The organism is Streptomyces sp. SAS_281 (genome assembly GCF_052542855.1).
In genome coordinates, this window is sequence record NZ_JBMNDO010000002.1 from 24485 (window position 1) to 49185 (window position 24701).

Annotated in this window: 27 protein-coding genes and 1 pseudogene; 21 read left to right on the top strand and 7 right to left on the bottom strand. The window is 70.4% G+C overall.

The features are described from left to right. Positions 1-94: 94 nt before the first annotated feature. Positions 95-1504 carry a Twin-arginine translocation pathway signal gene (locus ACN6LM_RS01370; protein WP_445063398.1) on the bottom strand — a complete coding sequence of 470 codons (1410 nt, stop codon included), beginning with the start codon at positions 1502-1504 and terminating at the stop codon, positions 95-97. 342 nt (positions 1505-1846) lie between these two features. On the opposite strand from ACN6LM_RS01370, the gene ACN6LM_RS01375 reads away from it, so the two are divergent. From ACN6LM_RS01375 to ACN6LM_RS01415, 9 genes are all read left to right on the top strand, one after another. Continuing rightward, positions 1847-2254 carry a 6-pyruvoyl trahydropterin synthase family protein gene (locus ACN6LM_RS01375; RefSeq protein WP_445063399.1) on the top strand — a complete coding sequence of 136 codons (408 nt, stop codon included), beginning with the start codon at positions 1847-1849 and terminating at the stop codon, positions 2252-2254. Then, positions 2251-2982, top strand: a complete 732-nt coding sequence (locus ACN6LM_RS01380; RefSeq protein ID WP_445063400.1) for a 7-carboxy-7-deazaguanine synthase QueE — start codon at positions 2251-2253, stop codon at positions 2980-2982. Before ACN6LM_RS01375 ends, ACN6LM_RS01380 begins: the two co-directional genes overlap by 4 nt. A gap of 2 nt (positions 2983-2984) precedes the next feature. Continuing rightward, complete coding sequence (folE, locus tag ACN6LM_RS01385) at positions 2985-3662, top strand: GTP cyclohydrolase I (RefSeq protein ID WP_445063401.1); 678 nt, start codon at positions 2985-2987, stop codon at positions 3660-3662. Next, a complete protein-coding gene (locus ACN6LM_RS01390) occupies positions 3662-4483 on the top strand; it encodes a hypothetical protein (protein WP_445063402.1) in 822 nt (273 codons plus the stop codon). The genes folE and ACN6LM_RS01390 overlap by 1 nt, the downstream gene beginning before the upstream one ends. Further along, entirely contained in the window at positions 4480-5559 is a 1080-nt protein-coding gene (locus ACN6LM_RS01395) for a hypothetical protein (RefSeq protein WP_388688911.1), read from the top strand. Before ACN6LM_RS01390 ends, ACN6LM_RS01395 begins: the two co-directional genes overlap by 4 nt. Then, on the top strand, positions 5556-6248 hold the full coding sequence (locus ACN6LM_RS01400) for a dTMP kinase (protein ID WP_445063403.1): 693 nt from the start codon (positions 5556-5558) through the stop codon (positions 6246-6248). The genes ACN6LM_RS01395 and ACN6LM_RS01400 overlap by 4 nt, the downstream gene beginning before the upstream one ends. A gap of 33 nt (positions 6249-6281) precedes the next feature. Then, complete coding sequence (locus ACN6LM_RS01405) at positions 6282-7205, top strand: DUF2797 domain-containing protein (RefSeq protein WP_445063404.1); 924 nt, start codon at positions 6282-6284, stop codon at positions 7203-7205. Positions 7206-7269: 64 nt separating this feature from the next. Continuing rightward, on the top strand, positions 7270-8118 hold the full coding sequence (locus tag ACN6LM_RS01410) for a class I SAM-dependent methyltransferase (protein ID WP_445063405.1): 849 nt from the start codon (positions 7270-7272) through the stop codon (positions 8116-8118). 2 nt (positions 8119-8120) lie between these two features. Beyond that, positions 8121-8660 carry an NUDIX hydrolase gene (locus ACN6LM_RS01415; RefSeq protein WP_445063406.1) on the top strand — a complete coding sequence of 180 codons (540 nt, stop codon included), beginning with the start codon at positions 8121-8123 and terminating at the stop codon, positions 8658-8660. Positions 8661-8680: 20 nt separating this feature from the next. Here the strand turns inward: ACN6LM_RS01415 and ACN6LM_RS01420 are convergent, their stop codons facing one another. Beyond that, complete coding sequence (locus ACN6LM_RS01420; protein ID WP_445063407.1) at positions 8681-9208, bottom strand: NUDIX domain-containing protein; 528 nt, start codon at positions 9206-9208, stop codon at positions 8681-8683. 143 nt (positions 9209-9351) lie between these two features. On the opposite strand from ACN6LM_RS01420, the gene ACN6LM_RS01425 reads away from it, so the two are divergent. Beyond that, a complete protein-coding gene (locus ACN6LM_RS01425; RefSeq protein ID WP_445063408.1) occupies positions 9352-10605 on the top strand; it encodes a hypothetical protein in 1254 nt (417 codons plus the stop codon). Positions 10606-10769: 164 nt separating this feature from the next. Here the strand turns inward: ACN6LM_RS01425 and ACN6LM_RS01430 are convergent, their stop codons facing one another. Beyond that, positions 10770-11153, bottom strand: coding sequence for an HIT domain-containing protein (locus ACN6LM_RS01430; protein ID WP_445063409.1), 384 nt, complete (start codon positions 11151-11153; stop codon positions 10770-10772). Positions 11154-11405: 252 nt separating this feature from the next. Further along, complete coding sequence (locus ACN6LM_RS01435) at positions 11406-11966, bottom strand: NUDIX domain-containing protein (RefSeq protein WP_445063410.1); 561 nt, start codon at positions 11964-11966, stop codon at positions 11406-11408. Between the two features lie 407 nt (positions 11967-12373). Between ACN6LM_RS01435 and ACN6LM_RS01440 the strand changes: the two genes are divergently transcribed. The 4 genes from ACN6LM_RS01440 to ACN6LM_RS01455 all read left to right on the top strand — a co-directional run bounded on the left by ACN6LM_RS01440 (position 12374) and on the right by ACN6LM_RS01455 (position 16839). Then, the gene (locus ACN6LM_RS01440; protein ID WP_445063518.1) at positions 12374-14143 is read left to right on the top strand and encodes an ABC transporter ATP-binding protein; all 1770 of its coding nucleotides are present in this window, start codon (positions 12374-12376) and stop codon (positions 14141-14143) included. A 110-nt stretch (positions 14144-14253) separates the two neighbouring features. Then, complete coding sequence (locus ACN6LM_RS01445; RefSeq protein ID WP_445063411.1) at positions 14254-14838, top strand: class I SAM-dependent methyltransferase; 585 nt, start codon at positions 14254-14256, stop codon at positions 14836-14838. A 31-nt stretch (positions 14839-14869) separates the two neighbouring features. Continuing rightward, positions 14870-16030: a bifunctional class I SAM-dependent methyltransferase/NUDIX hydrolase gene (locus ACN6LM_RS01450; RefSeq protein WP_445063412.1), complete on the top strand. Its 1161-nt coding sequence runs from the start codon at positions 14870-14872 to the stop codon at positions 16028-16030. A 35-nt stretch (positions 16031-16065) separates the two neighbouring features. Next, positions 16066-16839, top strand: a complete 774-nt coding sequence (locus tag ACN6LM_RS01455) for a PIG-L deacetylase family protein (protein ID WP_445063413.1) — start codon at positions 16066-16068, stop codon at positions 16837-16839. A 453-nt stretch (positions 16840-17292) separates the two neighbouring features. On the opposite strand, the gene ACN6LM_RS01460 is transcribed toward ACN6LM_RS01455, so the two are convergent. Next, entirely contained in the window at positions 17293-17745 is a 453-nt protein-coding gene (locus ACN6LM_RS01460) for an FkbM family methyltransferase (protein WP_445063414.1), read from the bottom strand. Further along, a pseudogene (locus ACN6LM_RS01465) lies at positions 17729-18295 on the bottom strand (FkbM family methyltransferase); the annotation flags it as partial. The pseudogene ACN6LM_RS01465 and the gene ACN6LM_RS01460, both read right to left, overlap by 17 nt. Before the next feature lie 11 nt (positions 18296-18306). On the opposite strand from ACN6LM_RS01465, the gene ACN6LM_RS01470 reads away from it, so the two are divergent. Next, a complete protein-coding gene (locus tag ACN6LM_RS01470) occupies positions 18307-18729 on the top strand; it encodes an AAA family ATPase (protein WP_445063415.1) in 423 nt (140 codons plus the stop codon). Between the two features lie 177 nt (positions 18730-18906). Beyond that, on the top strand, positions 18907-19146 hold the full coding sequence (locus tag ACN6LM_RS01475; RefSeq protein WP_445063519.1) for a peptide deformylase: 240 nt from the start codon (positions 18907-18909) through the stop codon (positions 19144-19146). 115 nt (positions 19147-19261) lie between these two features. Here ACN6LM_RS01475 and ACN6LM_RS01480 read toward each other — a convergent pair whose 3' ends face one another. After that, complete coding sequence (locus ACN6LM_RS01480) at positions 19262-19816, bottom strand: flavoprotein (protein ID WP_445063416.1); 555 nt, start codon at positions 19814-19816, stop codon at positions 19262-19264. A 121-nt stretch (positions 19817-19937) separates the two neighbouring features. Between ACN6LM_RS01480 and ACN6LM_RS01485 the strand changes: the two genes are divergently transcribed. From ACN6LM_RS01485 to ACN6LM_RS01505, 5 genes are all read left to right on the top strand, one after another. Further along, positions 19938-21122 (top strand): helix-turn-helix domain-containing protein, encoded by a 1185-nt coding sequence (locus tag ACN6LM_RS01485; RefSeq protein WP_445063417.1) that lies wholly within the window; start codon positions 19938-19940, stop codon positions 21120-21122. A gap of 64 nt (positions 21123-21186) precedes the next feature. Continuing rightward, a complete protein-coding gene (locus ACN6LM_RS01490) occupies positions 21187-21441 on the top strand; it encodes a hypothetical protein (RefSeq protein ID WP_445063418.1) in 255 nt (84 codons plus the stop codon). Positions 21442-21643: 202 nt separating this feature from the next. Continuing rightward, entirely contained in the window at positions 21644-23068 is a 1425-nt protein-coding gene (locus ACN6LM_RS01495; protein WP_445063419.1) for a protoporphyrinogen/coproporphyrinogen oxidase, read from the top strand. Further along, the gene (locus ACN6LM_RS01500; RefSeq protein ID WP_445063420.1) at positions 23065-24150 is read left to right on the top strand and encodes an ATP-binding protein; all 1086 of its coding nucleotides are present in this window, start codon (positions 23065-23067) and stop codon (positions 24148-24150) included. The genes ACN6LM_RS01495 and ACN6LM_RS01500 overlap by 4 nt, the downstream gene beginning before the upstream one ends. Then, the gene (locus ACN6LM_RS01505) at positions 24147-24698 is read left to right on the top strand and encodes a hypothetical protein (RefSeq protein WP_445063421.1); all 552 of its coding nucleotides are present in this window, start codon (positions 24147-24149) and stop codon (positions 24696-24698) included. Before ACN6LM_RS01500 ends, ACN6LM_RS01505 begins: the two co-directional genes overlap by 4 nt. Positions 24699-24701: the final 3 nt, after the last annotated feature.

Here is a 24701-nt window from a genome sequence, read left to right on the forward strand (position 1 = left end):
CGCGCAGATCATCGTCCCGCTGATCCAGCCGACCAGCCCGGTGCTGCCCCGGGGCCGTTCCCTCCGGCGGCAGGGGGCCGCGTACGCCAGACATCTACGCGGCAGTGCCGTCCGTCCGGACCGGAGCGGGCAGGGCGCGCAGGCGCTCAGCCAGTTCGGCGCCCGCACTGCTCGTTGCCGGGTCGAGGATTCGGGTAAGGCGGGCAAAACGGCTGCGAGCAGTGGCTCGCAGCCTCGCGGGCGGAATGAGGTCCAGGACGTTCAGCGCGCGGCCGACTGCTGCCTCGGGAGCGTCGTGGGCTTCGGCGAGGGCAAGCACGAGAGTGGCCGCAACCCATCCCGGGGTGTGCTCGGGGGCTGCCGCAATGGATGTGCGGGCTACGCCGGCGGCCCGGTCGTAGCGCTCCAGGGTGAGGTGGGCCTCGGCGACATGGAGACGGTGCTCGGCACGGTCGTATCCGAAGCGGCCCGGGATTTCGACGGCCGTCCGCATGATCTCGTCGCTCTCGCTGACGACGTCGTCCGCTCGGGAGGCGTCCCCCAGTGCGGCAAGCGTCGGCAGCAGGGCCCAGCCCAGGAGCTGGGCCCGGCGCAGGCCGGCGGGGGCGTGCTGGAGGCCGTGCTCGGCGTGTCCGCGGGCGTGGTCCCAGTCGCGTCGGGAGGTGGCGACCATGGCCAGGGCTCCGCTGGACCAGGCGGTGAGTGCCGTCTCGCCGGTGGACTTGCCGATGGCTCCCGCCAGGGTCAGGTGAGCGCGGGCGCCGGCACGGTCGTCGAGGTGGTAGGCGAGATTTCCAAGGAGCGCGGAGAGCCAGCCGACTTGCCGACGCAGGCCGCGGGCGGTGTCCCGGTCGGCTGCGGCGACCACGGTGGACAGCAGGTTGCGGGTGGCCCGGACCTCGTCGTGGAGGGTGGACGGCGGGTGCTTGCTGTAGTTGAGGGCGTAGTGCTCCACTGCGGCCTCGGCCAGGGCGACGAGCGACGGCGAGCCCTCGGGCGCGTCCAGGACGGCCCACTGCACGGATTCACGGATGGCGGGCAGGCCGCTCTCGGTCGTCATGGATGCCTTTCGGTCGATGCCCTGTTCCTCACGCTGCCGCCGACCGTAGTCGAGCGGCAACGGAGCCGCGCACGTACTGCACCACAGATGGTTCGTGGCGAGCCCGAGCTGGTCCGGGCGTGCCCCGTACGCCCGGGAGATCATGATCCGGTACTCGTCGCCGGGCTGTGCCTGCCCGTGCTCGTACCGGCACAGCAGAGCCTGCGACAGGGCCGGCGGCAGCAGGTCGTCCGCCAGGTAGACCTGAGCGACCTCGCGGATCGCCTGTGCTCGGGACCATCCCAGAGCCAGGCGCCACGCTTCCAGCGCCGTGAGTTCGGGAATCGCGGCCCGGAGCACGGTGACGGTCCGCTCCTGGCTGTCGCCGTCTCGCTGGCACTGTGCCCGCAGCCGGGTAGCTTCCCGCTGGATCTCCGCCCGCCGCGCTCGCGATACCTTCCCCACCGTCCGCCCCCTCGTCGCCCTGCCACGCCCACACCACTCAGGATGCCGACGGGCATTGACCGCAGCAGTCAATGTTCCTACAGCACACGCTCAATGACTGCCCCTCAGCACGAGGCGCATCGTAGGAGCCAGCGCTCCAACTGCCCTGAGCGACACCACTGCGCCGGACCAGCCCATGGCCGCAGGCGGATCGTGCGGGACGCACTCGTCGGGACGCGTTCGCCGGCCGCGCGGGGACCGCCGGCGCCCCAGGAATCCGTACCGGTACTGGCGACTCCCGAGCGAGGCGCCGAAGAGGGCCGCAGATGCCCTCGCTCCCTCCGTCACGAGAAAGGGACTCCCGTGGAGACCGCCCCTGTTCCCCTGCCTTCCGGCAGGTTCACGATCGGCAAGACGTTCGACTTCGAGGCCGGTCACCGCCTCGCCAGCCTCCCGCCCGAGCACAAGTGCAGCAGGCAGCACGGCCACACCTACCAGGTCGAGGTCGTGCTCTCTGCGGCCTCCCTCCAGGGGCCGGGATTCGTGACGGACTTCGGTGACCTCAGCCCGTTCAAGCGGTACCTCGACAGCGAGCTCGACCACCGCAACCTGCACGAGGTCTTCGACTTCGAGCCGACGTCCGAGCTGCTGGCGCAGTACCTGGCGGGCTGGTTCCTCGCGAACATGCCGCCGGGGATCGCCGGGCAGCTGGCCGCCGTCCGCGTCCGCGAGACCCAGCGGAGCTGGGCCCGGTTCGAGGTGGCCTCGTGACCGGCGCCGCGGCAACCGTGGGCGGCCCTGTGGGGCAGCTGATCGTCGCCGAGCGCTTCGGTGTCGAGGTGCCCACGTTCCAGGGCGAGGGGCCGAGCTGCGGCCACCCGGCGATCTTCATCCGGCTGTCCCGCTGCAACTTGACCTGCGCGTCCTGCGACACGAAGGAGACGTGGGACTGGAGCCAGTTCAACCCAACGGAGGTCTCGACGCGCGAGTCCGTGCCGGACCTCCTGGCGTGGGTGCTCCAGTCGCCGGTCGAGCTCGTGGTCATCACGGGCGGAGAGCCGCTGCTCCAGCAGCGGAACCTGATTCCCCTGGTGCGGCGATTGCTGGATGAAGGCCGGCGGGTCGAGTTCGAGACCAACGGCACAGTCGTGCCCGACCCCGCGCTGCTGGTCGCCGGTGTCCGGTTCAACGTATCGCCGAAGCTGGCGAGCTTCGGGATGGACGAGGCCAAGAGCATCGTGCCGTCCGTCCTGCGGGCGCTCGCCGAATCCGGGCGGGCCGCGTTCAAGTTCGTCGCCTCCTCCGTCGCCGACGTCGACCGGATCGCCGAGCTGGTGAACCGGCACGGTCTCGCGCCGGTGTGGGTGATGCCCGAGGGCACCACCGCGGAGGCCATCACCGCGACGGCCCGGGAGCTCGCGGACGCGGTCGCGACGCGTCACTGGTACTTCACCACGCGCCTGCACGTGCTCGCCTTCGCCGACGCCCGAGGCCGCTGACCGTGCACCCCACTCATCTGCTCTTCTCCACCGTCCCCGGAAGCGAGACGACACCCATGACGAGCGCCACCACGATGGTCCCCAGTACCACCGAACCCAGCCGCCCCATGCCGCGCGTGGACACCAGCCGGGTCGCTGCCCTGATCGGCGACCTCCTGGTCGAGCTGGGCGAGGACCCCGCCCGCGAAGGGCTGAACGGCACCCCTGAGCGGGTCGCGGCCTGGTGGAGGGACTTCCTCTCCCCGGCCGACGCCCCCGCGCTCACGTACTTCACCGAGTCCCATCTGGACGGCCAGCTGGTCGTGGTGGGCGGCATGAGCGTGTGGTCCCTCTGCGAGCATCACATGCTCCCCATGAACCTGCAGGTGGCGGCCGGCTACGTGGCAGACGGCGAAGTGGTGGGCCTGTCGAAGTTCGGCCGCCTCGCCCAGTTCGCCGCCGGACGGCTGCAGGTCCAGGAACGCTTCACCCGCCAGGTCGCCGAGCACCTCGTCGGCGTCCTCGGCCGCGAGGACGTCGCGGTCACCGTGCGCGGGGTGCACCTGTGCATGAGCATGCGCGGCGTGCGGATGGAGGACGCCCGCACCACGACGGTGCATCGGGGCGGTCGTTTCCGCACCGACCCGGTTCTCTCCCAGGAGTTCCTCACCATCGCCGCCGGGCAGTGGGGAGGGCGGTGATGGCCAAGAGCATCGACTTCTCCGTGATCGCCCCGCCCGCCTACCTCCGTGCCTTCGTCGCCCAGGAGCCCGCACGGGTCCACCACGTCGCCGCCCAGCGGGTCCTGACGGACCTCTCCTACCGGGACTTCTTCGCCCGGGAGGCTGTACGCGGCGCCGAGATCATCGTCGACAACGGACTCTTCGACCTCGGCTACGCCCTGCCCGCCGCCGACCTCGTCCGGGCCGCGCTCGCGGTGTCGGCGCGGGAGATCATCCTGCCGGACGTCATGCGGGACGCGGCCGCCACCTTGAAGGCCAGCGAGCAGGCCGCGCGCGAGATCCGGGAGCTGTCTGGTGACACCTTCCGGCTGTGCGCGGTCCTGCACGCCTCGGACGACGAGGAGTGGCGGCGGACCTACGACGCGTTCGTGAACAGCGGCTGGGCCGGGGCCATCGCCCTGCCGGCCTCGCGCCGTCCGGATCCGGACGGGCAGCTGTGCCGCACCCGCTGGCTGGCGACCGCCTACCTGGAAGAGCACGGTCTGGTCGACGACCTGATCGTCTACCGGCTGCTGGGTCTGGGCCGGACCGGGCACCTGGAACTCATCGAGCAGCGCGAGCACGAGTGGATCTCCTCCGTGGACGGCGCAGCGCCGGTCATCCTCGGCGCGATGGGCATCGCCCTGCGACTCGAAGGCCCCTACGAGAAGCCCTCCACGCCCCGCATCGAGAACCTCGGCCCGATCCTCCCGAACCGCTTCGACCTGATCCGGCGGAACATCGCCGTCGTCCGTACCGCGGCCGGCAGCAGTGTCACGATCGCCGAGGAGAACCGATGACGTCGCTGATCGCCGCTCCCGCCCCCGGGCTGCTGCACGCGAGCCCGGTCGACTTCCACGGGCACACCATGAGCCCCAGCCGTCTGCTTCGTTACCTGGAGATCAAGGTCCACGACCTCATCCAGGAAAAGGACTGGGACAGCATCCGCGTGGTGGGCGGCTACGACCGCACCGCGGTGGTCTCCCGATACGAGAAAACCGGGAAGCTGTTCAACATCGAGCGGCCCACCGCGACCGTACAGGGCCGGGACCTGGTCCTCCAGGCGTTCCCCGGCGCCGACTACGTCCAGCACTACGCGCTGATCATCGCCACCTATCTGGCCCTGACAGGGCGGCCGGCGGACATCGTCACCTACCAGCCGCCCGGGCAGGAACAGTGCCGTTCCGCTTTCGACACGCTCGATCTGGACCTGGACGGCGATCTGGTGATCGTCGGCTGGGGCCTTCAGCACCTCGCCCCCACGAACGGGGTGTGGATGCGGGGGCCCGGCTACGCCTGGCAGCGCGCGGAGATAGCCGGACGGCGCGTGGTCTACCTCGGGTTCCTCCACAGCATCTGGGGCGACGTCGCCGGACGGGTCGTCGCACGGCTGGCCCAGCTCGGCGCCGGCGACGTCGTCTACATCGGCAAGGTCGGCTCGCTGGCCCCCGGGATCGAGCCGAACACCTGGCTGGCGACGGGCAACACCAGCCTGCTGCGGGGGTCGCTGGTGACCTGGGACGACTTCTTCGGCGACTTCGCCGCCGCCCAGGGCGGCGTGCAGAGCGGCCTGCACGTTTCCTCGCCCTCGATCCTGCTGGAGGACACCGACTGGCTGGCCCGGCACATGCCCTCGTACGCCTTCGTCGACCCGGAGATCGGCCCGATGGGGGCAGCCGCCCACACGGCAGGGATCCGGTTCGGATACCTGCACGTCATCTCCAACAACCTCACCGCGCACTACCCCGCCGACCTGTCCAACGAGCGGCACGACGACGTCCTGCGGCGACGAGCCGTCCTCATCGACCGGATCCGCACCATCATCACCCACCGCCTGGCCGGCACTCCGGCCCGCTCCGGGGAAGGAACCCGATGACGACCAGCACGACGTCCGCCCCTGAGCCCGGGCGGCTGATCACCTTCGTCGGCGGCGACGGAGCCGGCAAGTCCACCCTCGCCACCCGCCTGCACCAGGCCCTGACCGACGCCAGCCACGAGGCGATCCTCGTCGGCAAGCACACCACCGGCATCCCGGCGGACCCGGAGCTGTCCGCCTACCTCGACCACCTCAACCAGCTGGTCTACCGGCGCGACGCCCACGTCGCCCAGGCGTGCGGCGACCACTACTGGCTGCTGGCCCTGGCCTCCTGGTACACCCTGCAGGACCGACTCGTGATCCGGCCCGCGCTCGCTGCCGGCACCCACGTGGTCCTCGACAACGCCCACCACAAGATCCTCGCCCGCTACGTGGTCAACCCCGAGGTCCCCGCCCGCCTCGCCGAACAGGTCTTCGCCCATCTGACCGAACCCGACCTGGTGTTCTTCCTGAACATCGGCGCCCGCGAAGCCCTCGCCCGCAAGGGCTCGTTCACCTCTCTGGAGACCGGCCACTCCGGCGACGGAGACGAGGACTTCATCCGCTACCAGGACACCGTCCTGAACCAGATGCGCGAACAGGCGTCCTGCAGCGACTGGCTGTGGCTCGACGTCGCGGGCCTGGACCGGGACGAGGTCTTCAAGACGGCCGCCGGCAACCTGGCTGACCGCCTGAACCTGACCGCCTGACCCACCCCACGCACTGATCGGCGAGGAACCACCATGGACCAGAGCCTGCCCACCAGCGGGACGTACGTATGCCACGGCATCACCTGGGCGAACGGAGCCCCCTGTCTCCTGCTCGCCCCGCCGCCCGGCGAACCCCTGCTTCACGCCCAGGTCGTGGGCGGGCGTCTGGCCTACCAGGTGAACGGTGCCGGCCGGTGGTGCACCGGCCGGTACCGGTTCGCCGACCGCGTCCGCGTCGAAGCCGTCGCCTGCCCCGACCAGGCCCCGGCCGAGACCGGCGGCCAGTGCGCCGCCTGCACCGCGCGGGACGAATTCCGCTTCGCCCACCAGTTCCACTCCGGGGGCCACGTCCCCGGCGCCCTGGCCGCCTACATGGCTCAGCCGCACTGGCTCTACCTGGCGACGTTCGCCGACGGCACCACCAAGGTCGGCACCGCAGCCGAACCCCGAAAGCGCTCCCGCCTCGACGAGCAGGGGGCCCTGGCGGCAACCTACCTGGCCAAGAGCCCCGACGGGCGCACGGTGCGGTTCGTCGAGGACGCTCTCTCCCGGCGCCTGGACCTGACGCAGACCGTTCGGGCCGCGGCCAAACTGAAGGCTCTGGCGGCTCTGCGCGACCTCGCCCCCGTCCGCGCCGCCCACCAGCAGCACCTCGACCGGGCGGCCGAAGCCCTGTCCGAGATGAGCATTCCGGCCCTGCTGGAGCCGTGGGCGCCACCCGCCGAAGGCGACCTGCTCCGTGCCCCCGTCACCGAGCGTGCCCTGTACCCGCACGACCTGCGCGAGGGCGAGCACGGCCTGACGGTGCTCGCCTGCGTTGGCTCCCAGGGCCTGGCCACGCTCGACGGTGACGACCTGCCCTACCTGCTCGACCTCGGCGTCCTCAAGGGCCACCGCATCACCCTCGGGCCGCAGTTCTCCTCCCCCGCCGCCGCGGTGCAGTCCGCTCTCTTCTGACCCTTCAAGCCTCTGGTCCGGCCCCGGCCGCGGCCCCGATCCGTGAAGCGAGGACCTCTCCACCATGGCACCCCAGGACGCCCTGACCGGCTGGGACGAGAACGCCACCGCCGAGGCGTACGAAGCCTTCACCCGCACCCACCCGATGTACAACGTCACCAGCCTCGACCTCGCCGGCAGAGCCGGGCTGGCCGACGCCGATCTGGTGGTGGACCTGTGCGGCGGGGCGGGTGCGACCGCACGCGCGATTCTCGGCCTGGTCCCGGACCGGGCCCGGGTCGTTTCCGTGGACAGCGCCGGCGCGATGCAGCGTGTCGGCCGACGCTCCCTGTCCGATCCCCGGCTGTCCTGGATCACCGCCCCGGCCGAGCAGCTCGCCGCACACGTCCCGGCCGGCGGCGTGGACGCGGTGGTGTGCAACTCGGCGATCTGGAAGGCCGACGTCGCGGCGGTCTTCGCCGCCGTCGCCCGCGTCCTGCGCCCGGGCGGCCGGTTCGTCTTCAACATCGGCGGCGGCTTCGCGGGCGTGCACCACCCCGACGAGCACACCATCCGTACCGGCCCGTCGCTGAACACCCTCATCCATCTGGTCGCCGCCCGCGATCACGGCTACACCCCTCCGCCGAAGGCCACGGATACGGCACCGAAACTGCCGCTGGAGACGGTAACCACCGAGCTGGCCGCCGCCGGACTGGCCCTCATCGAGACAGAGGTCACCGCCCAGCACGGCACTATGGCGGAGAAGAAGGCGTGGCTGTCCATTCCCGTGTTCGCCCGTCCGGCAGGCGGCGGGTTCACCCACGCCCAGCGGATGGAGATCCTGGACGCGGCCTACTCCCTGACCACGCCCGACACCCCGACCGTGACGAGCTGGCTCGTCGCCGTCGCCCAGCGGCCCGTGGACACGCCATGAGCATGGCCGGCTCTTCCCCCGTTACCACCGAGAACCCCTGCGACCACACCAGCGTCGGGGTGCTGGTTCCCGGACCGGAGGGGCTGCTGGTGTTCGAGCGGGCGACGCCGCCGGCCGGTCTCGCACCGGTCGCCGGCCACATCGACCAGCACGGCAGCCCCGAACAGGCCGCCCGCAACGAGGTGGCCGAAGAGGTCGGGCTCACCGTTACCCGCCTGCACCCGCTGCTGACCCAGTGGCGCTCCAACCACTGCCGGCGCACGCCCAGCGGCCCGGTCGGGCACCAGTGGTGGATCTTCCAGGCCGAGGTCCGCGGAACTCTGCGTTTCTCGGCCAGGGAGGTACGGGCCCCTCGGTGGGTCCGTCCCGAGCAGCTCCAGCACACCGCGCTGCGCACCGTCGACTACGCCGAAGGCCGCCTAACCAGGACCGAGTTCGAAAGCCGTCCCGGCCTGGCCCCGGTGTGGTGCCACTTCCTGCATGCCCTCCAGCTGATCACTCTGCCGCCGTCCGCCCTCGCCCGGATTGACACCGTCCTGTGAACGCCCGCCGAACCATCCGGTCAGCGGGCGCGAGCCGCCGAGGTGGCCAGGCGCCGGGCGTGCGTACGGATGCGGTCGCGGTCGTCGGGGAACACGCTCTCCCACTCCTCGTCCAGGCGGAACCACGCCGCCGGCTGCCCCGGCTCCGCCGCGAGCGATACTTCGCGGTCGACTATCGCGGCGTAGGACAGGCCCAGCGTCGGGGACCAGTCGGACCGGTAGGACCGCACCGCCACGGCAGCGGGCTCGGCCAGCAGCTCGGCCCGCAGGCCGGTCTCCTCCAGCAGCTCACGGACGGCTGCCGCACGCGGCGTCTCCCCCGGCTCTGCCTTGCCGCCGGGCGGCACCCATCCGCGGACACGGTGCTTGACCAGCAGCACGTACTCGAAGGCGGGATCGGTCACCCACACCTCGGCCGCCAACGGCTCCATCCGGCGCCGGCGTGCTTCCTCCAGCCAGGCCCGCGCCCCGTCGAACTCCAGCGCGGCAAGACCGGCATCCGCAACAGCCTCGTCCACGACCACCTGAACAGCTTCACCAAGACTCACCCGCACCACCCTAGGCCGACACCCCACCCGTGCGGCGCAGGACTGGCCCGCCGAACAGACGACCGTGCCTGACCAGGGGCCCTGTGTCGCAAAGGCAGCGAGGCGGCAAGCGCGGTGCCCGCTTCACGAAAGGAAGGCAGGACATGAACACCAGCACGACGGCGTCAGGAGCATGGGTGGTCCTCGGCGGCGTCCATCTCCTCAACCGCACCCTGCCACGTCGGGCAATCGAGCCCCTCGTCCTCGTCCGGGTCACCCCGCAGGAGGTGAGCCGGCCGAGCACCACCGTGATCATCCGCTGGGACACGCTCGGAACATGTTCCGCCGAAGCGCTCCGCAGCGACGGCATCCGGATCGGCTCGGCCCGGATCAACGGTGAGGACCTGTTCCCCGACGCCATCGCCGGCACTGCCCTGCGCGGGCTGATCGGTGCCGAGGCCGCCGCGAGCCTGGTACCCCTGTGCTACCTGGCCGAATACCCCGATGGCTACCACGCCTACGCGCAGATCCGGTTCCACCCCGAGGATGCCTGCTTCGTGCGCACCACCAGCGAGCCGATCGGCCGCGGACCGGTTCAGGCCCTTCACTGGCTCGACCCGGTCCTGGCCGCGCACCACGTGTCGAGCACGGCACTCAACAACCACCGCCGATACTTCCGCAAGCACTTTGAAGGCACCGAGCTGGAGTACAAGTACACCCTCGACCCGACGCCCGACATCTGGGCCGCCTCCATGGAACTCCTCAAGGCGCTGCGCGACGGTGAGCTGGAGGGTTGCCGGCCGGAGTACCGGGAGGAATTCCAGATCCACCACACCGAGAACTACCTCTTCGAGGTCACCGGCCCCGATCCGGAGGTCGGCTACGCCTCCTTCGTTCCCACGGTCACAGCCGGCTACGTGCTCAAGCGGAAGTGGTTCGCCAAGGACACCTTCGCCCGCCGAGAAGAGCTGGTGTACGGCATCAACGTCACCTCCGACAGCTTCGAGGCTTACCTACGTAGCGAACTGGGCCTTCAGGTACGGGCTATGCCGCCCTTCGAGCGTGTCCGCTACGACATCCAGTGTGAGTCGATGCGCACCGGTCACGTCTACGGAATCTTCCTCGACCGCTGCGCTCTCCTCGCGGACCCCACGGTGATCCTCTCGCAGTGCGAGCTGGAGTACCTGCGCACGCGGGGGGTCCTCGCCCAGGACCAGGACGAAGTCCTCGGCGAGATGGAGCGCATCAACGGCTGGCTCCGAAACTACGTCGCCAGCCGTGGTTGGGCGGTCGAGCACACCTTCCACTCCAAGCTGAGCTTCCTCCGGGGCGCCGTCGCCGCCCGGCCGACCCTGGTGACGGCCGGCTGCGTACGCCACGCAGCGACCGGACCGGTGCCGTTTTGTCCCGGACGATGACCGGCTCGCCGGATGGGCTCGCCGGCGAAGGCGTGCGAGACTCTCGCCCCGTTAACCGGTGCGCGCCTTCCGAAGGCAAGCCGAGACCACGTGCACGCCGACGCGGCGTGAGACGCGTGGATCGCGGTGGACGCGCGAACCTCCCGACGTCGGCGAGGCTGGTCTCAGCCGTCGTGATGACCGTAGGTGTCGAGGATCTGCTTGGTGCTCTCGCCCCGGAAGACCACGTGCCAGGGCATGTGCTTGGACTCCTGGTACAGCCCGAGGTTCGTGGTCACCGAGCACGACCCGTGCTCCTTCTCGACCCCCGCGGCCACCTCGCGCACCAGCCCGACGACCTCCGTCAGCAGGCTCGCGTCGGCGTGGCCCAGGTCCGTCAGCGACGGCACGTGTTCTTTGGGGATCACCACGATGTGCACCGGGTGCGCGGGGTTGGTGTGGTGGAAGGCGAGAGCCCGGTCCGTCTCCGCGACGATCTCGATCGGCACCAGACCGGACAGCGCCTGGTGGCAGTAGAAGTCAGAGACAGCAGCATGACCAGTCGTCACAGTCGGTCACTTTCTGTTTTCGTCGGGCGAGTCGCGCGCCGGCCTGCAGGGCGCGTCTCACCACACCCTGGGAATCAACCGGACCAGCCGGGTGCAGGCAAACTCAAGGTACACAAAGGGGTGTTACTGGCGCGCTTGATGGACCGGCTCGCCTTCGAGCTCGCCTTAATCCATGCCCGATCGGGTGATGCGTCGCACCCCAAGGACTGGCAGCGCACGACGGGCGCAGCGTCCCCGCGCGCCGCCTCTAAGTCAGTTGACCTGCGTCGGCGCGCAGATCGCTCGGGCGATACGGCTTCCGACAAGGCGTTCGGCGACATCGAGCGGGTACCAACCAGCGCCTGTCACCTCGGACTCCTGCAGACGCCCCACCCCGCCGCGGACCGTGGTGAAGGCGAAGCCGAGGTCCAGGTGGAAGTGCTCCGGCTCACCCTTCTGAGGCCGGGCGGGCACCAAGCCGTACTCGACGTAAACGGGAGCCGGCGAGGCGGCAGAGACCTGGCTGGGGTCCATACCGGTCTCCTCCGCCAGCTCGCGCGCTGCCGCCTCGACCAGCGTGGCATCGGTCGGCTCGACGTGGCCGCCCGGCTGCAAGGTGATTCCGTAGGCGCGGTGCTCGACGAGCAGGATCTCGGCGCCTCTGCGGACAAGCAGGGCACCGACGGTCACATGCAAGGGGAAGGTGAACCGGGAGGCGAAGCCCTGGCCTTGCCCCAAGAGACGCAGAGGCTCAGACAGCTGCTCAGCCTCGTCCGGGTAGTGCTGCAGATGGGCACCGAGGGCGTCCGAGATGTCGGTGTCCGTGATCGCCACAAGTCAACTCCAGCGAAGGCGTACGGGGCGGGAAGGCTCGCACTCTACAAGTCGCACGGGATTCGCAGTACGCCAGCGCGCCCATCCTCACGCCGAAGCGCTCGCTGGCGGCGTTTCGGCCAACCTCCTTCCTCAGTAGCCCTGTTGCTGCAGGCGGGTCGATGCACTGTCCACGCTCCGACACGCGCCGAATCTCGGGGATCCCACTGAGACCGAAAGACACCAGTTCGATATCCCGGCGTGGTCGTTGAGCTACCCGACCGCCCCACGCGACCGTCCAGGAGGAACCGCCGTTGACCTCGACTCCCGTGAACGATCAGCGCAAGACCACACCGCCGCCGCCGGCGGAGATCACCTACACCGGGCAGTACTCCATCAACCCCCTCGCCGAGGTGTCCTTCCGGCGGATGTGCGCGCAGATCCCCGCCGTCCTGGGCCGGATCGCGCGGCTGTCGTGGCAGATCGACCGGCGGGCCGTGCAGCTGCTTCTCGGCTGCCAGCTGGTCACCGGCGTCTCGGCCGCCGTCCTGCTGACGGCCACCGCCCGCGCCATGGAACCCGTGCTCGGAGCCGGGCCCGCCGGAGACCGCCTGCGGGGTGCCCTGCCGGCGCTGCTCGTGGTGACGGTCGCCGCCGCTATGGCTCGGGCGGCGGGGGCGGTGGCCTCGTACGCGGGGCGGCGGATCACGCCACGTCTGACGACGGAGATGGACTCGGCGCTGGTCGAGGCGGTGTGCCGGGTGGAGGCGGCTGCGTACGCGGAGGACGGTTTCTCCGACCGGCGTGAGGCGGCTGAGATGGGGGTGATGCGCACCCATGTGATGGTGGCCGACGCGCAGCAGTTCGTATCGGCGGTGATCCGCCTGGTCACCGCCGGGGGTGTTCTGTCATTGCTGAACCCACTGATGCTGCCGCTGCTGCTGCTCGCCGTGCTACCGGCCGGGATCGGGGCCGTGCTGAGCGCGCGGGTGGACTACGAGATCCACTACGGCAACATCGCCGATCGCAACGTACGCGGGATGATGCGCTGGTGGGCCACCGAATCCAAGTACAGCGACGAGGTCCGTGCGAACTCCATGGTCGACTATCTCGTCTACTGGTACCGGGCCCTATCGGACCGGTGTGATCGGCGCACCCTGGCCGCCGCGCCACGAACCCTGCGGATCGCTCTCCTGTCCGCGCTCGCCGGCGGCATCTGCCTTGCGGCGACGTGGGGTGCACTGGCCTGGCTGGCGGTCTCCGGCCGGATCGACCTCGCGGTCGCCGCGACGGCCGTGATCGCGGTGCAGACCATGCTCGCCGCCTTGACCCGGGTCGTCACCGGCGGTGCCGCAGTCTTCCACACCAGCCTGTACCTCGGTGACATGCAGAGCTTCCTCGACGAGGCCGTCGACCGCGCGCCCCAGCGGGGTCCTTGCCGTCTGGCCGCGCCGGTAGACGAGATCCGTCTGGAAGAAGTCGTCTACCGGTACCCGGGCAAGGACAAGCCCGCCGTCGACGGCGTCTCGCTGACCCTGCGGCGCGGTCAGATCCTTGCGATCGTCGGGGCGAACGGGTCCGGGAAGAGCACCCTGACGCGGCTGCTGACCGGCATTTACCTGGCGGACAAGGGCACGGTCTCGTGGAACGGCACCGACCTCGCCGACGCCGACCCGGCCTCGGTCTGGCGCCTGACCGGCCTGGTGCCGCAGATCTTCGCGCAGTGGCCGCTGCGCGTCCGCGAGAACGTGACCCTCGGCCAGCCTCGTAGCGGCGACGACGCCCCGGTGTGGGAGGCCGTCGACGCGGTCGGGCTGCTCGACGCCATCGAAGACCTACCCGCCGGCCTCGACACCCTCCTCGCCCGGGACCTGTGGGGCGGCACGGAGCTGTCTGGCGGTCAGTGGCAGCGCATCGCGTGTTCCAGGGCCCTGTACCGCCGGCCCGAACTGCTGATCCTCGACGAGCCCACCTCCCAGATGGACCCCCGGGGCGAGCACCAGATCTTCGAGCAGATCAAGGCCATCGCCGCCGACCGCATCACCATCGTCGTCACCCACCGCCTGGAGAACACCAAGATCGCCGACCACATCATCGTGATGGAGCACGGCCGGATCACCGAGCAGGGCCGGTACGACGACCTCGCCCACGGCGGCGGGACTTTCGCCGAACTCCTGGAACTTTCCCAGGACCGCTGACGCCGCTGTCCGTCCCGCCCCTGCCGCACAGCCTCTCCCGTATGCGCTCTGCGAACCATGCCCATCCTGCCCGCCCCTGCGGCCGTGCCGTCCGCCCGAGAGGGAACCTTGTGACCGCCACCACATCAACCGCGAACGCGGCCTACTGGGAGCTGCTCTGGGCCGACGGCCGCCGCTACCGGCAGCTGTGCGAGGCCGAGAAACAGCTGATGGCAGAACACCTCGGCCCTGGCGAGGGCCGCCCCGCCCTCGACATCGGCAGCGGCGACGGCGGGCTCGCCCGCCACCTCCACCACGAGCTCGGCTACCGCACGACCGGCATCGACTGCTCCCCCAGCGCCATCACGCTCGCCGCCGCCCAGGGCTCCGGCCCCGGACCGACGTGGCAGTGCCTGGACATCGCCACGGGCGACCTCGACACCCTGCCGGATCCGGCATACGCCCTCATCACCTGTCGTCTGGTCTACCGGTGGATGGACGACAAGCCCGGTTTCCTCGGCCGGGTCCGCAGCCTGCTCGCGCCTGGCGGCACGTTCTGGGTCGTCACCGAGATCGCCGGCCGCCGCACGACCACCGACCCGGCTCTCCTCGGACTCGGCATCCCGCCGACGGACGCCGAGCTGCTCGCGACCGGCTGGTCCGTCGCGCGGACCGCCGACCTCGACGTCCTGCGCTGCTATGCCCTGCGCCCCTGATCATCCGCCCGCGAACGGAAGGAAGTCCCTCGTGCTGGACATTGAGAAGGACATCGGCGAGATCTGGAATCTCTATGGCCGCCATCAGCTCGGCCGCTCGTTCGATCTGCCGGAGCTGGACACGTGGGCCTGGGATATCCCGCAGGCCGGGCCCGGCATCGAGGTGCTCGGCGAGGTCGCCGGCCTACGCGTCCTGGACCTGGGAGCCGGCGTCGGCCGGCACGCCGCACACTTGGCCGCCCTCGGCGCCGACGTCACCGCTGTCGACGCCTCCCCCACCCAGCACCAGCGTGCCCTCGCCCGCTACCCCGACACCGCCGGCCTTCGCCTGGTGTGCGCCGACACCGTAGACCACCTGCAGGAAGCCGACCCCTACGATCTGATCTACTCCGTCAGCGGCGTCCCTTTCCTGGATCCGCACCGCCTTCTGCCCGCCCTGGCCAACAGCCTCAGGCCCGGTGGGCGGCTTCTGTTCAGCGCGCTGCACACCAACTCGAACGGCGACGGCCCCTCCAACGCCGTCACCGCCCGCCCCGAGATCCTGCGGCTCCCTGGTGCGGACACCGAGCACCAGCTGCCCATGTGGGTCCTCGAACCGCAGCTGTGGGAGGACCTCCTCGTCGACCACGGCCTCGTCATGGAGACGGTCACGACGATCGACTCCCCGCAGGCCGGCCAGCCGCTGTCGTACCGGCTGTACGCGGCTCGCCGCCCGGAACGGATCCGCAGCCGGGCCCGGACGTCGGCGCCGCCCGCGCCCCACGCGGCGCTGGGGGTCGGCATCATCGTGCACGGCCCGGACGGTGTTCTGTTGGGGCGCCACCGGCTCGGCACGTGGGAAGTGCCCGGCGGATCGCTGGAGCCCGGCGAGACGTTCGTCGAGGCCGTGATCCGAGAGCTCGCCGAGGAAACCGGACTGATCGCGAAGCCGACTGACGTGCAGGTGCTCGGCACTCTTCTCGACCATGTGGGCGGAGTCCTCCGGCTCACGGTGCCCGCGCTGATCACCCGCTGGTCCGGCACCCCACGGGAGCTGGAGAGAACGATCGGCTCGTGGCGGTTCTGGAGCCTCGACGCACTGCCCCAGCCCCTCTTCGTGCCGAGCAGCCAGTGCCTGACGGCGTGGAATCAGGACCTCCCCCTCGACCACCCACCGGCCGACTTCCAGCCCTACAACACCCGCCTCGCCTAGCCCGGCGGCCACCACCTCAGGAAAGGAGCCCCGTCATGGCCCGACCATCCCGCCCTTCACTTCTCGCCGTCTTCGGCCACCCCGACGACGAAGCGCTGCTGGCAGGAGGCGTCCTGGCGCAGCACGCCGCCGCAGGAGCGGAGACGGCCGTCGTCACTGCGACGTGGGCCACTGGCACCCATCGAGCCACGGAGCTGGCCGATGCGTTGACCGTTCTGGGCGCCGGGGAACCGCGGATGCTCGGCTACGCCGATGCGCGAGTCCCCAAGTCGTCCCCGGGTCGGCCACGACTGTGCGACGCGCCGATCGACGAGCTGGTCGAGGCGATCGTCGCGCACATCAGGGCGGTACGCCCGCAGGTCCTGATCACCCACGACGCGTACGGTCAGCTGACCGGGCATCCTGATCACGTCCGCACCCACCAGGCGACCGTCCTCGCCTTCCACGCCGTCGGCCTCGAACACCGCTACCCGGACGCGGGACCGCCCTGGCACGCCCAGGCCCTGTACGCGGCCACGCACCCGCACTCGCGTGCCGGCACGCTGAGCGCGCTCATGAAGCGGGTCGGCAAGACAACACTGAGCGTCCCGGACGAGCAGGTCACCACGGCGGTCGACGTGGGCAGTCATCTCGACCAGAAGTGGAGAGCCATCCTCGCCCACAGGAGCCAGGTCGCCAGGGAACGCCCTTTGCCCGGCATCCTCTCCCGTCTCGCTCCCGTCGACCGCGAGCCGCTCATCCGGACCGAGTACTTCACTCGCCTCTCCACCGGCTTCGTGCCCGGCATGCTGCCGGAACTGACCAGCTGAAGCGCGCAATGACCACAAACCGGATCACCGGCGCGCTACGCGCGCCGGACCCAAGACCTTGGAGCCCGTTTTGAGCCCCTCCCCGTGGGAGACCATCGGCCGACTCGCCGATCTCTTCACCCGCCTTGATACCGCGCGCGGGATTTCCGCTGAGCAGCAGTGGACCCTGCAGGTCCTCAGACTCACTGAGGAGGTGGGCGAGTCGGCCCCTTCCGCGGATCGGTGCCTGGGCCACCAATCCGCGGAAGGGGCAGAGCCACACCTGGGAGCACGTCCAGGAGGAGGTCGTCGACACTGCGATCACGAGTCTCGTCACATTGCACCGGATGCTCGGTGACGAGGCCCCGGCATTCTTCGAAGCCCTGCTCGCCCGAAAGGCCGCCCGGTTCTTGGCCCTCGGCGATGAGGCTGTCGTGCCACCCCTCGAAGGGGCCTGAGAACAGCCAGCGGTGCTCAGGGCGCGAGCGGGAGGCTAGTGGCGTCGGTGCGGGCGAAGACCAGGTCGGTCATGTCCTTCGGGGTCGTGGTGCACCGGATGGGCGGCTGTGGCCGGCACATGGCCCGGGGGTAAGTGGCCGGGTCGTAGTCGTTGGTGAGCGTGTAGGGGTGGAAGCCGTGCGTGCGCAGGGTGGCGATGATTGCGGCGGCGCTCTCGCCCTGTTTGGCCAGGAGCCGGGGGGTGACCTCGACGACGAGCTCGGGGTCGTCGCGCAGGTACGGGAGTGCGGGCAGGCGTCCGCGGATCGCGGCGGCTTCGGCGCCTTCGACATCGATCTTGATGACGCGCGTGGTGGCGAGGTCGGCCCGGCTGATCAGGTCGGACAGGGGCGATGGGGACCTCGGCGGTCGCGTGGACGTGGCGGGGGCGGATGGCGGTGGTGTGGCCCAAGTTGGAGGGGTCCTCAAGGTACAAGGTCAGGGCTCCGGTGGTGTCGGATGCGGTGGAGCGGACGGTGTGGATGTTGGTGCGGCGGTTGGCGGCGGCTGCGGCGGTCAGGTCGTCGTGGAAGCGGGGGTGGAGTTCGATGGCGACGACGCGGCCGTGGGGGCCGACGGCGTGGGAGGCCAGGAGGCTGAAGGCGCCGCGGTGGGCGCCGACGTCGATGAAGGTGTTCGCCGGGGTGGAGCCGGTCGCGCAGGAAGGCCGACAGGTTCGGCTCCCACTCGCCGAACAGGTACTGGAAGCGCTGGATGACGTCGCTGGTGGTGACGGGGACCGTATCGCCGGACAGGAGCCGGACGGTGGTGTGGACGGGGTGGGTGCGCAGGTGCTCGTCGAGGAAGCGGTCGACGAGTTGGGCCTTGCCGAGGGTGCCGGGGGCGTGGCGGACGTAGGTGCGCAGAGCGCGGGCGAGGGCGGAGGCGGGCACGGACGGGCTCCTTCGGGTGGCGGCGGCCGGGACCGGGAGTCCGGCCCGGCCGGCGGTGGCAGACTGCCGGGAACGACGGCGGGCATGAGGGGAGTTGATGGTGGTCGAGAGTGGCGCTCCGACGGTCTTCCTGCTGGTGGGGCTCACCGGATCGGGGAAGACGACCTATGCCCAGCGGGTGCTGGAGCCCAGGGGGGCGGTGCGGCTGTCGGTGGACGAGGTGGTCTTTGAGCGGCACGGCCGGTACGACGTCGACTACGCGGAGAACACCTACTTCGAGAAGGAGGCCCCGGTCGTCGCCGAGCTGCACGAGCGGCTGGCCGAGCTGGTCGCGGAGGGCCGGGATGTGGCGTGGGACCACGGGCTGTGGCCGCGCAAGGACCGTGATGCGATGAAGACGCTGGTGGAGTCGGCCGGCGCGGGCGGTGGCGGCTGTTGTACTTCCCCGTGGCCCGTGCCGAGCTGCTGCGTCGGCTGGCGGAGCGCAACGCACGGGGGGACGCGAACGCGCTCGTCGTGACGCCGGAGGCGCTGGACGACTTCTTCGCCCGGTTCGAGGAGCCTCAGGGCGAGGGCGAGGAGATCGTGGCCCCAGACTGGTTCTGAGGTGTGGGCGGGCGCCAGGCGGTGGTGATCGTGGCCGCTTCGGTGGCCCAGCCCTCGGGGAGACGGTCGAGGGTGACCCGGGGAAGGCTGCCTGTCGTTCTTCGACGTCCGCGGCCTTGTCCCCCGGCCGCTGCGGATCACCGTGGAGACCGCCACCCTGGAGGGCCGGGTGGAGACCGCCGTCTACGAGCGTGGGCTCGCTCGGCTGGTCCACCACGAGATCGACCACCTGGACGGCCTGCTCTACACCGCACAGAGGCGGGCCGGCGTCGTACCCATCCCTGTCGAGGAGTATCGCCAGACCGGACGGGCATGGACCTACGACAAGTAGGCCGCCTGGACGTCAACCGAGCTCGCCCCGCACCCGAAGGTTCTTGCCGTCGGACACCTCTGATTCGTGCCGCTGCTGTGTTCCTGCGGCCTTACCAGCCGGTCAGCAGGTCCTGTTAAACGGTCGAGGTCGGGTCGAGTACGTCGGCGACGGCGTCCAGGGCAGACCGCCACGGGTAGGTGGCGGGATTTCCCTGGCCCGGTTCGTTCGCGATGAAGCCGCCCTCGCCGTACAGCACCCGGACCCCAGCGCTCCGAAGGGCATCGATCGAGCGCTCGAACTGCGGGTGCGCAACGTATGCCCGGTTCACGCACGGCATCATCGCCATGGGGATGCCCTTGCCGATGCCCTCGGCAACTACGCCGACGAGCCATTTATCCGTGATCCCGAGCGCCCACTGGTTGATCGTGTTGAAGGTCGCTGGAGCGACGATGACGGCATCCGGCTTCGGCCACACGTCCGGCTGTCCGGGGAGGCGGTAGTCCCAGCGGACGGGGTGGCCGGTGAGGGCGGCGAGGCCGTTGAGGGAGTCGGCGAGCCAGCGGGCGGCTGTCGGGGTAAGACCGAGGCATACGTCCCAGCCGTCGGCCTGCGCTTCCTCGATGACGCGCGCGACGTCGAAGACAGGCGGGGCCGCGCTGCTGAACAGGTACAGGGTCGGAGTGGTCATGGGGGCTATCCGATCACAGCCAGGCGCCCACCAACTCGGCGGAGTCCCTTGTGAATCCACCTGTCGCGGCATAGAGCAACGCGTAGCGTTCCAAGTAACGAGTCAGAGACGGGAGTCCGGTATGCCGACGCGGGACGGGGACCACACCGGTACGCGGATCAAGGAGCAGCGGAGGCTAGCGGGGCTGACGCAGCGAGAGCTGTCCGACCGGATTCCGTACTCGTACAGCTGGCTCACCCAGGTCGAGTGCGGCGCCCGGCCGGCGTCCTCGGACTTCGTCGCGGCCGTCGCGCGAGCGCTGCGGATCGATGTCACCGTGCTGACGGGTCAACCGTACGTGACGCAGATGCAGGAGGACCGGCTGGCGGAGCTGATCCGGCCGATCCGTGAGTCCCTCGACCTGTACGACCTCGGCGACGATCCCCGGGTCACCACGCGCACGGCCGAGGAGCTCGTCACCGCCACCGAGGAATTGTGCGCCCACGTCCGCGCCACCCACCTGCACGCGGCGGCGGCAGCCCTTCCGGACGTCATCACGGAGCTGACCGTCCTGTGCTGGCGCTCGCCGACGACGGAGCTGTGGCAGGCCCTGGGTTCCGCCTATCGCACCGCGCACGACGTCACGGTGAAGCTGGGGTACTTCGATCTTGCCGGCGTCGCCCTCGACCGGCTCGGCTGGGCCGCGGAGCGGGCCTCGGACCCTTGCCTGGCGGCCATGCGGCAGTACTTCCGGGGGCTGGTCTACTTCCGCGAAGGGGAGTACGGCATCGGCCTGCGCCTGGTCCACTCCGGCCACAAACTGCTCGGCCCGGGCGACTCGACCCGTGAAGCCCTCACCGTCGCCGGCCAGCTTCACCTCGGCGGTTCCGTGTTGGCGGCGCGGGCGGAGGACGCTAGCGCGGCCGCCGACCACATCGCACGGGCCCGCGAGTACGCGGGGCGGGTCGGAGACGCCAGCAAGGTGCACTGGCTCAATTTCGGCCCGGTGAACGTGGCCTTGCACGAGATGACCGTGGCGGTGGAGATGCGTCAGTACGACGAGGCGCTGCGGCAGGCCAAGGCGATCAAGCTGCCGGCCTCGCTCGCGACGTCCCGCCGCGCGCACTTCTTCATCGACCGGGCCCGCGTCGAGATGGAACTGGGCAAAGCAGAGCCGTCGTTGAGGTCGCTCTGGGCGGCGCGGCGGGCGGCGCCGGAGCAGACCCGCTATCACCCTGGTGCCAGGGAGACGATCCGCGGGCTCGTTCACCTCTCCCGCCGGACGCCGGAGCCGTTGCGGAACATGGCGGGCTGGATCGGCATGTAGGGGCCGCTGGGACTCTCGCTCAAGTGAAAGAGTTTCCAGGGTCCTCAGTGGCCACGATGGCGGCGTGAGCGATGACGCGGACCTGACCGAGGAATTGTTGGACGGGCTGTCTCCCGAAGCAGTGGAGCAGGCCCGTGCGGCCATGGCGCGCCGCGAGGGACCCGCTGGCGTGGAGTCCTGCGACTACTGCCGGTCCGTCAGCGAGACGATGTTCCAGGCGCTCGTGGACGGCAAGGGCTTCGAGGAGCAGGTGGAGGTGGCCTACTTCCACATCCACAACGCACACGTGGACCCGGACATCGAGGGGCTGGCGACCTGAGGCTCCTTCAGCTTGCGCCGGCCGGACCTTGTTGGCGGCCCGCGCTCACGCACCAACCTCTCGCGGTCGAAGCCGACCCTGAGCAGGGTGACCCCGCCGCTTCCCGTGCATCGTCGGTCGGGTCACCCCACCCCCCGTTCTCTCACCGGCGCCCGCCGGACGCGGGCCATAGCTTTACCGTCTGCCGATCGAAGGAGGCTTCATGCCCGATTCACCGCACGTCTTACCCTCCGAGAGGATTGTCATTCTCGGTGCCGGCCCTTGTGGCCTGGCCTGTGCGGACGAGTTGAAGCGGCTGGGTCACCGTTCCTGGACGCTGCTGGAGGCTGCCCCTCTGCCCGGCGGACTTGCCTCGTCCGTGGTCGATCCGGCCGGCTTCACCTGGGACCTGGGCGGGCACGTGGTCTTCTCCCACTTCGGCGAGTTCGACCGGCTGCTTGCCGAGCTGTTCGCCCCCGACGAGCTGCTGCATCATGACCGGTCGTCCTACGTCCGCTTCCGCGACCGGTGGGTGCCCTACCCCTTTCAGCAGTACCTTCACCGTCTCCCGGCCGAGGATGCCGAGGCGTGTGTGCACGATCTTCTTCGCGCCTGCCAACGGCGCGAGGAAGGGATGGCCGCGGGTACGGACTTCGCCACGTGGCTGCAGGCGATGTACGGATCGGGCCTGGTGGAGCGGTTCTTCGGCCCGTACAACTCCAAGGTCTGGGCGACGCATCCTGAGCAGATGGCCTCGTCCTGGGTCGCCGAACGCGTCGCCCCGGTCGATCCCGGTGAAATCCTGGCTGCCTTCTCGGGGACCGCCCCGCCGGCCCGCCGGTGGGGACCCAACGCCACCTTCGCCTTCCCCGCCCGCGGCGGCACCGGAGAGATTTGGCGCCGCCTGGCCGCACGGCTCGACGCGGGCCTGCGGACGTCAGTCCGCGCGGTCGCCGTCGACCCGGCCGCCCGCGCTGTCACGCTCTCCGACGGCGAGCTCATCGGCTTCGACCACCTGGTGGCCACCGGTCCCCTTGACCAGCTCTCCGCCATCACGGCCGGCGCCCCGGACGCGGTGCGAGCGGCAGCCGGACGGCTGCGGCACACCACGGTGGCCATGGTCGGCCTCGGCTACGAGGCCCCGACCACCGACGAACGGTCCTGGTTGTACTTCCCCCAGCCTGAGGTGCCGTTCTACCGGGCCACGAACTTCAGCAAGTACGCGCCCGCCAACGTCCCCGGCGCCGACACAATGGCATTCAGCGCGTGGATGACCGAGACCTCCCTGCTGCCGGGGACCCGGCTAGACCATCACCGGCTCATACGCGACTGCGACCAGGCCCTGCGGCGCCACGGCCTCGTGCCCGAGGACGCGCCGCTGGCCAGTACCCACCTGGAACTGATCGACTACGCCTACCCGATACCCACCCTCGACCGTGATGAGGTCCTGGACACAGTGGTGCCGTGGATGGAGTCCCAAGGGATCTACCCACGAGGCCGGTTCGGGACGTGGCGGTACGAGATCGGCAACATGGACCACGCGGTGAAGATGGGCATCGACATCGCCCGACGCCTGGTGCACGGCACCGCTGAAGAACTCCTCATTCAGGCACCCGACGCCATGGCGGCAACAGGGGGACGGAGGTGAGCGGCCGCAGCAACGGGACGGTCGCCTTCGCCGGGCACCGCTTCGACGTTCGCACCGACGAGACCTTCCACGCTGACCAAAGCATCCACCTGCAGAGCTTCTCCCCCGAGACCTCGCCGGCACCGATGTGCGGGCAGCTCACGCAGATACGCATCCACCACAGCGAAGACCTCTTTCGCGACCACGAGGCCCGCCTGGCCGATGCACAGTCGCTGGAGGTGTTGCCGTTCCGCGACGAGCCGTATTTGTCCTCACGGCTCGGGCAGGTCCGCTGGTGGAGGCCCGACCCCGCCTCGCACCTGCCGGCAGACCACCTGTACGCCCGCGACGCGACCGGCCAGCTGCACATCGTGCTGCACCCAGGGACCGACCGCGGCGAGCGGTACGCCCTGCGGGTGATCCGCGAGGTCGTCCTGCGCTGCGCCGAACACCGCGGCTGGACCGCCTTCCACGCCGCAGCCGCCACGGTCGACAACCACGGGGTCCTGATCGTCGGCCCATCCGGGGCCGGCAAGACCACCCTGCTCACAGCCCTGGCCGCCCATCACCGCGCCGACCTCGTCGGGTCTGACCGCGTACTGGTCACCGAGTCCGCCGCGAGCGTGGTCGGGGTACCGATCTCGGTCCGCATCGCCGGCGGCACCCTGTCCGCGCTGGCCCCGAACAGCAGCCTGCCGCCGCACAGCGTGCTGCCGACCGACTTCGGCACGTCCCGAAAAGCCTCGTGCACCCCGAACGGCTTCGCTGGTGCCTTCGCCGTCCGTGTGAGGGAAAGCGCCCCGCTGCGGCTCGTCGTGTTCCCGCGGCTCCATGACGACGACCGGGACATCAGCATCGCCTTCCCTGGCGCGGCGGCGGCTCGCGCCGCGCTGGCCGCCGTGTGCTGCACCCCGTACGACGAGGACTGGTTGCACCCGTGGTTCGCCGACCGCACCCGTCCCGAGGGCGAACTGGCCCGGCAGGCCGCCGACGTCATGGACGAGCTGGTCGCCCGGGTGCCGGTGATGCAGGTGACCGTCGGAGTGCACACCTCTCACCTGCTGGAACGGCTCGCTGACGCCGTCGCGAGGAGGCTTCCGTGATACCCAAGCGCATCGCGCTGGTCGGCCCGGTGGCCTCCGGGAAGTCCACCCTCGCCGCCGCCATCGCGGCCCACACCGGACTGCCCCACCTCGACCTGGACGAGCTGTTCTGGGGACCGATGTGGACCCCCGTCAGCCCTGAGCTCTTCCGCTCCCGCGTCCGCGAAGCCCTGGCCTCGGATCTCTGGATCGCCGACGGCAACTACGGCGGCGAAGTCGGCGAGAGGTTGCTGGCCCGCGCCGAACTCGTGATCTGGCTCGACCTGCCGCTGAGGGTCTGTCTGCCCCGGCTGATCCGCCGCTCGCTCCGGCGGGCCGGCACCCGGCAGGAGCTGTTCGCCGGGAATCGGGAGACCTTCAGCCACCTGCTCGCCCGCGACTCGATCCTGTGGTGGGGCCCGGCCCACCACCGCCGGCACCGCCGCCGCTGGGCCGAGCATCTCAACCCGGACCAGGCCGACGGACAGCCCGTCGTCCACCTCAACCGTCCCCACGCCATCACCGGCCGACTGCGGTCTCTCGGTCTTCTCGCCCCGAAGGAGGCGTGAGTC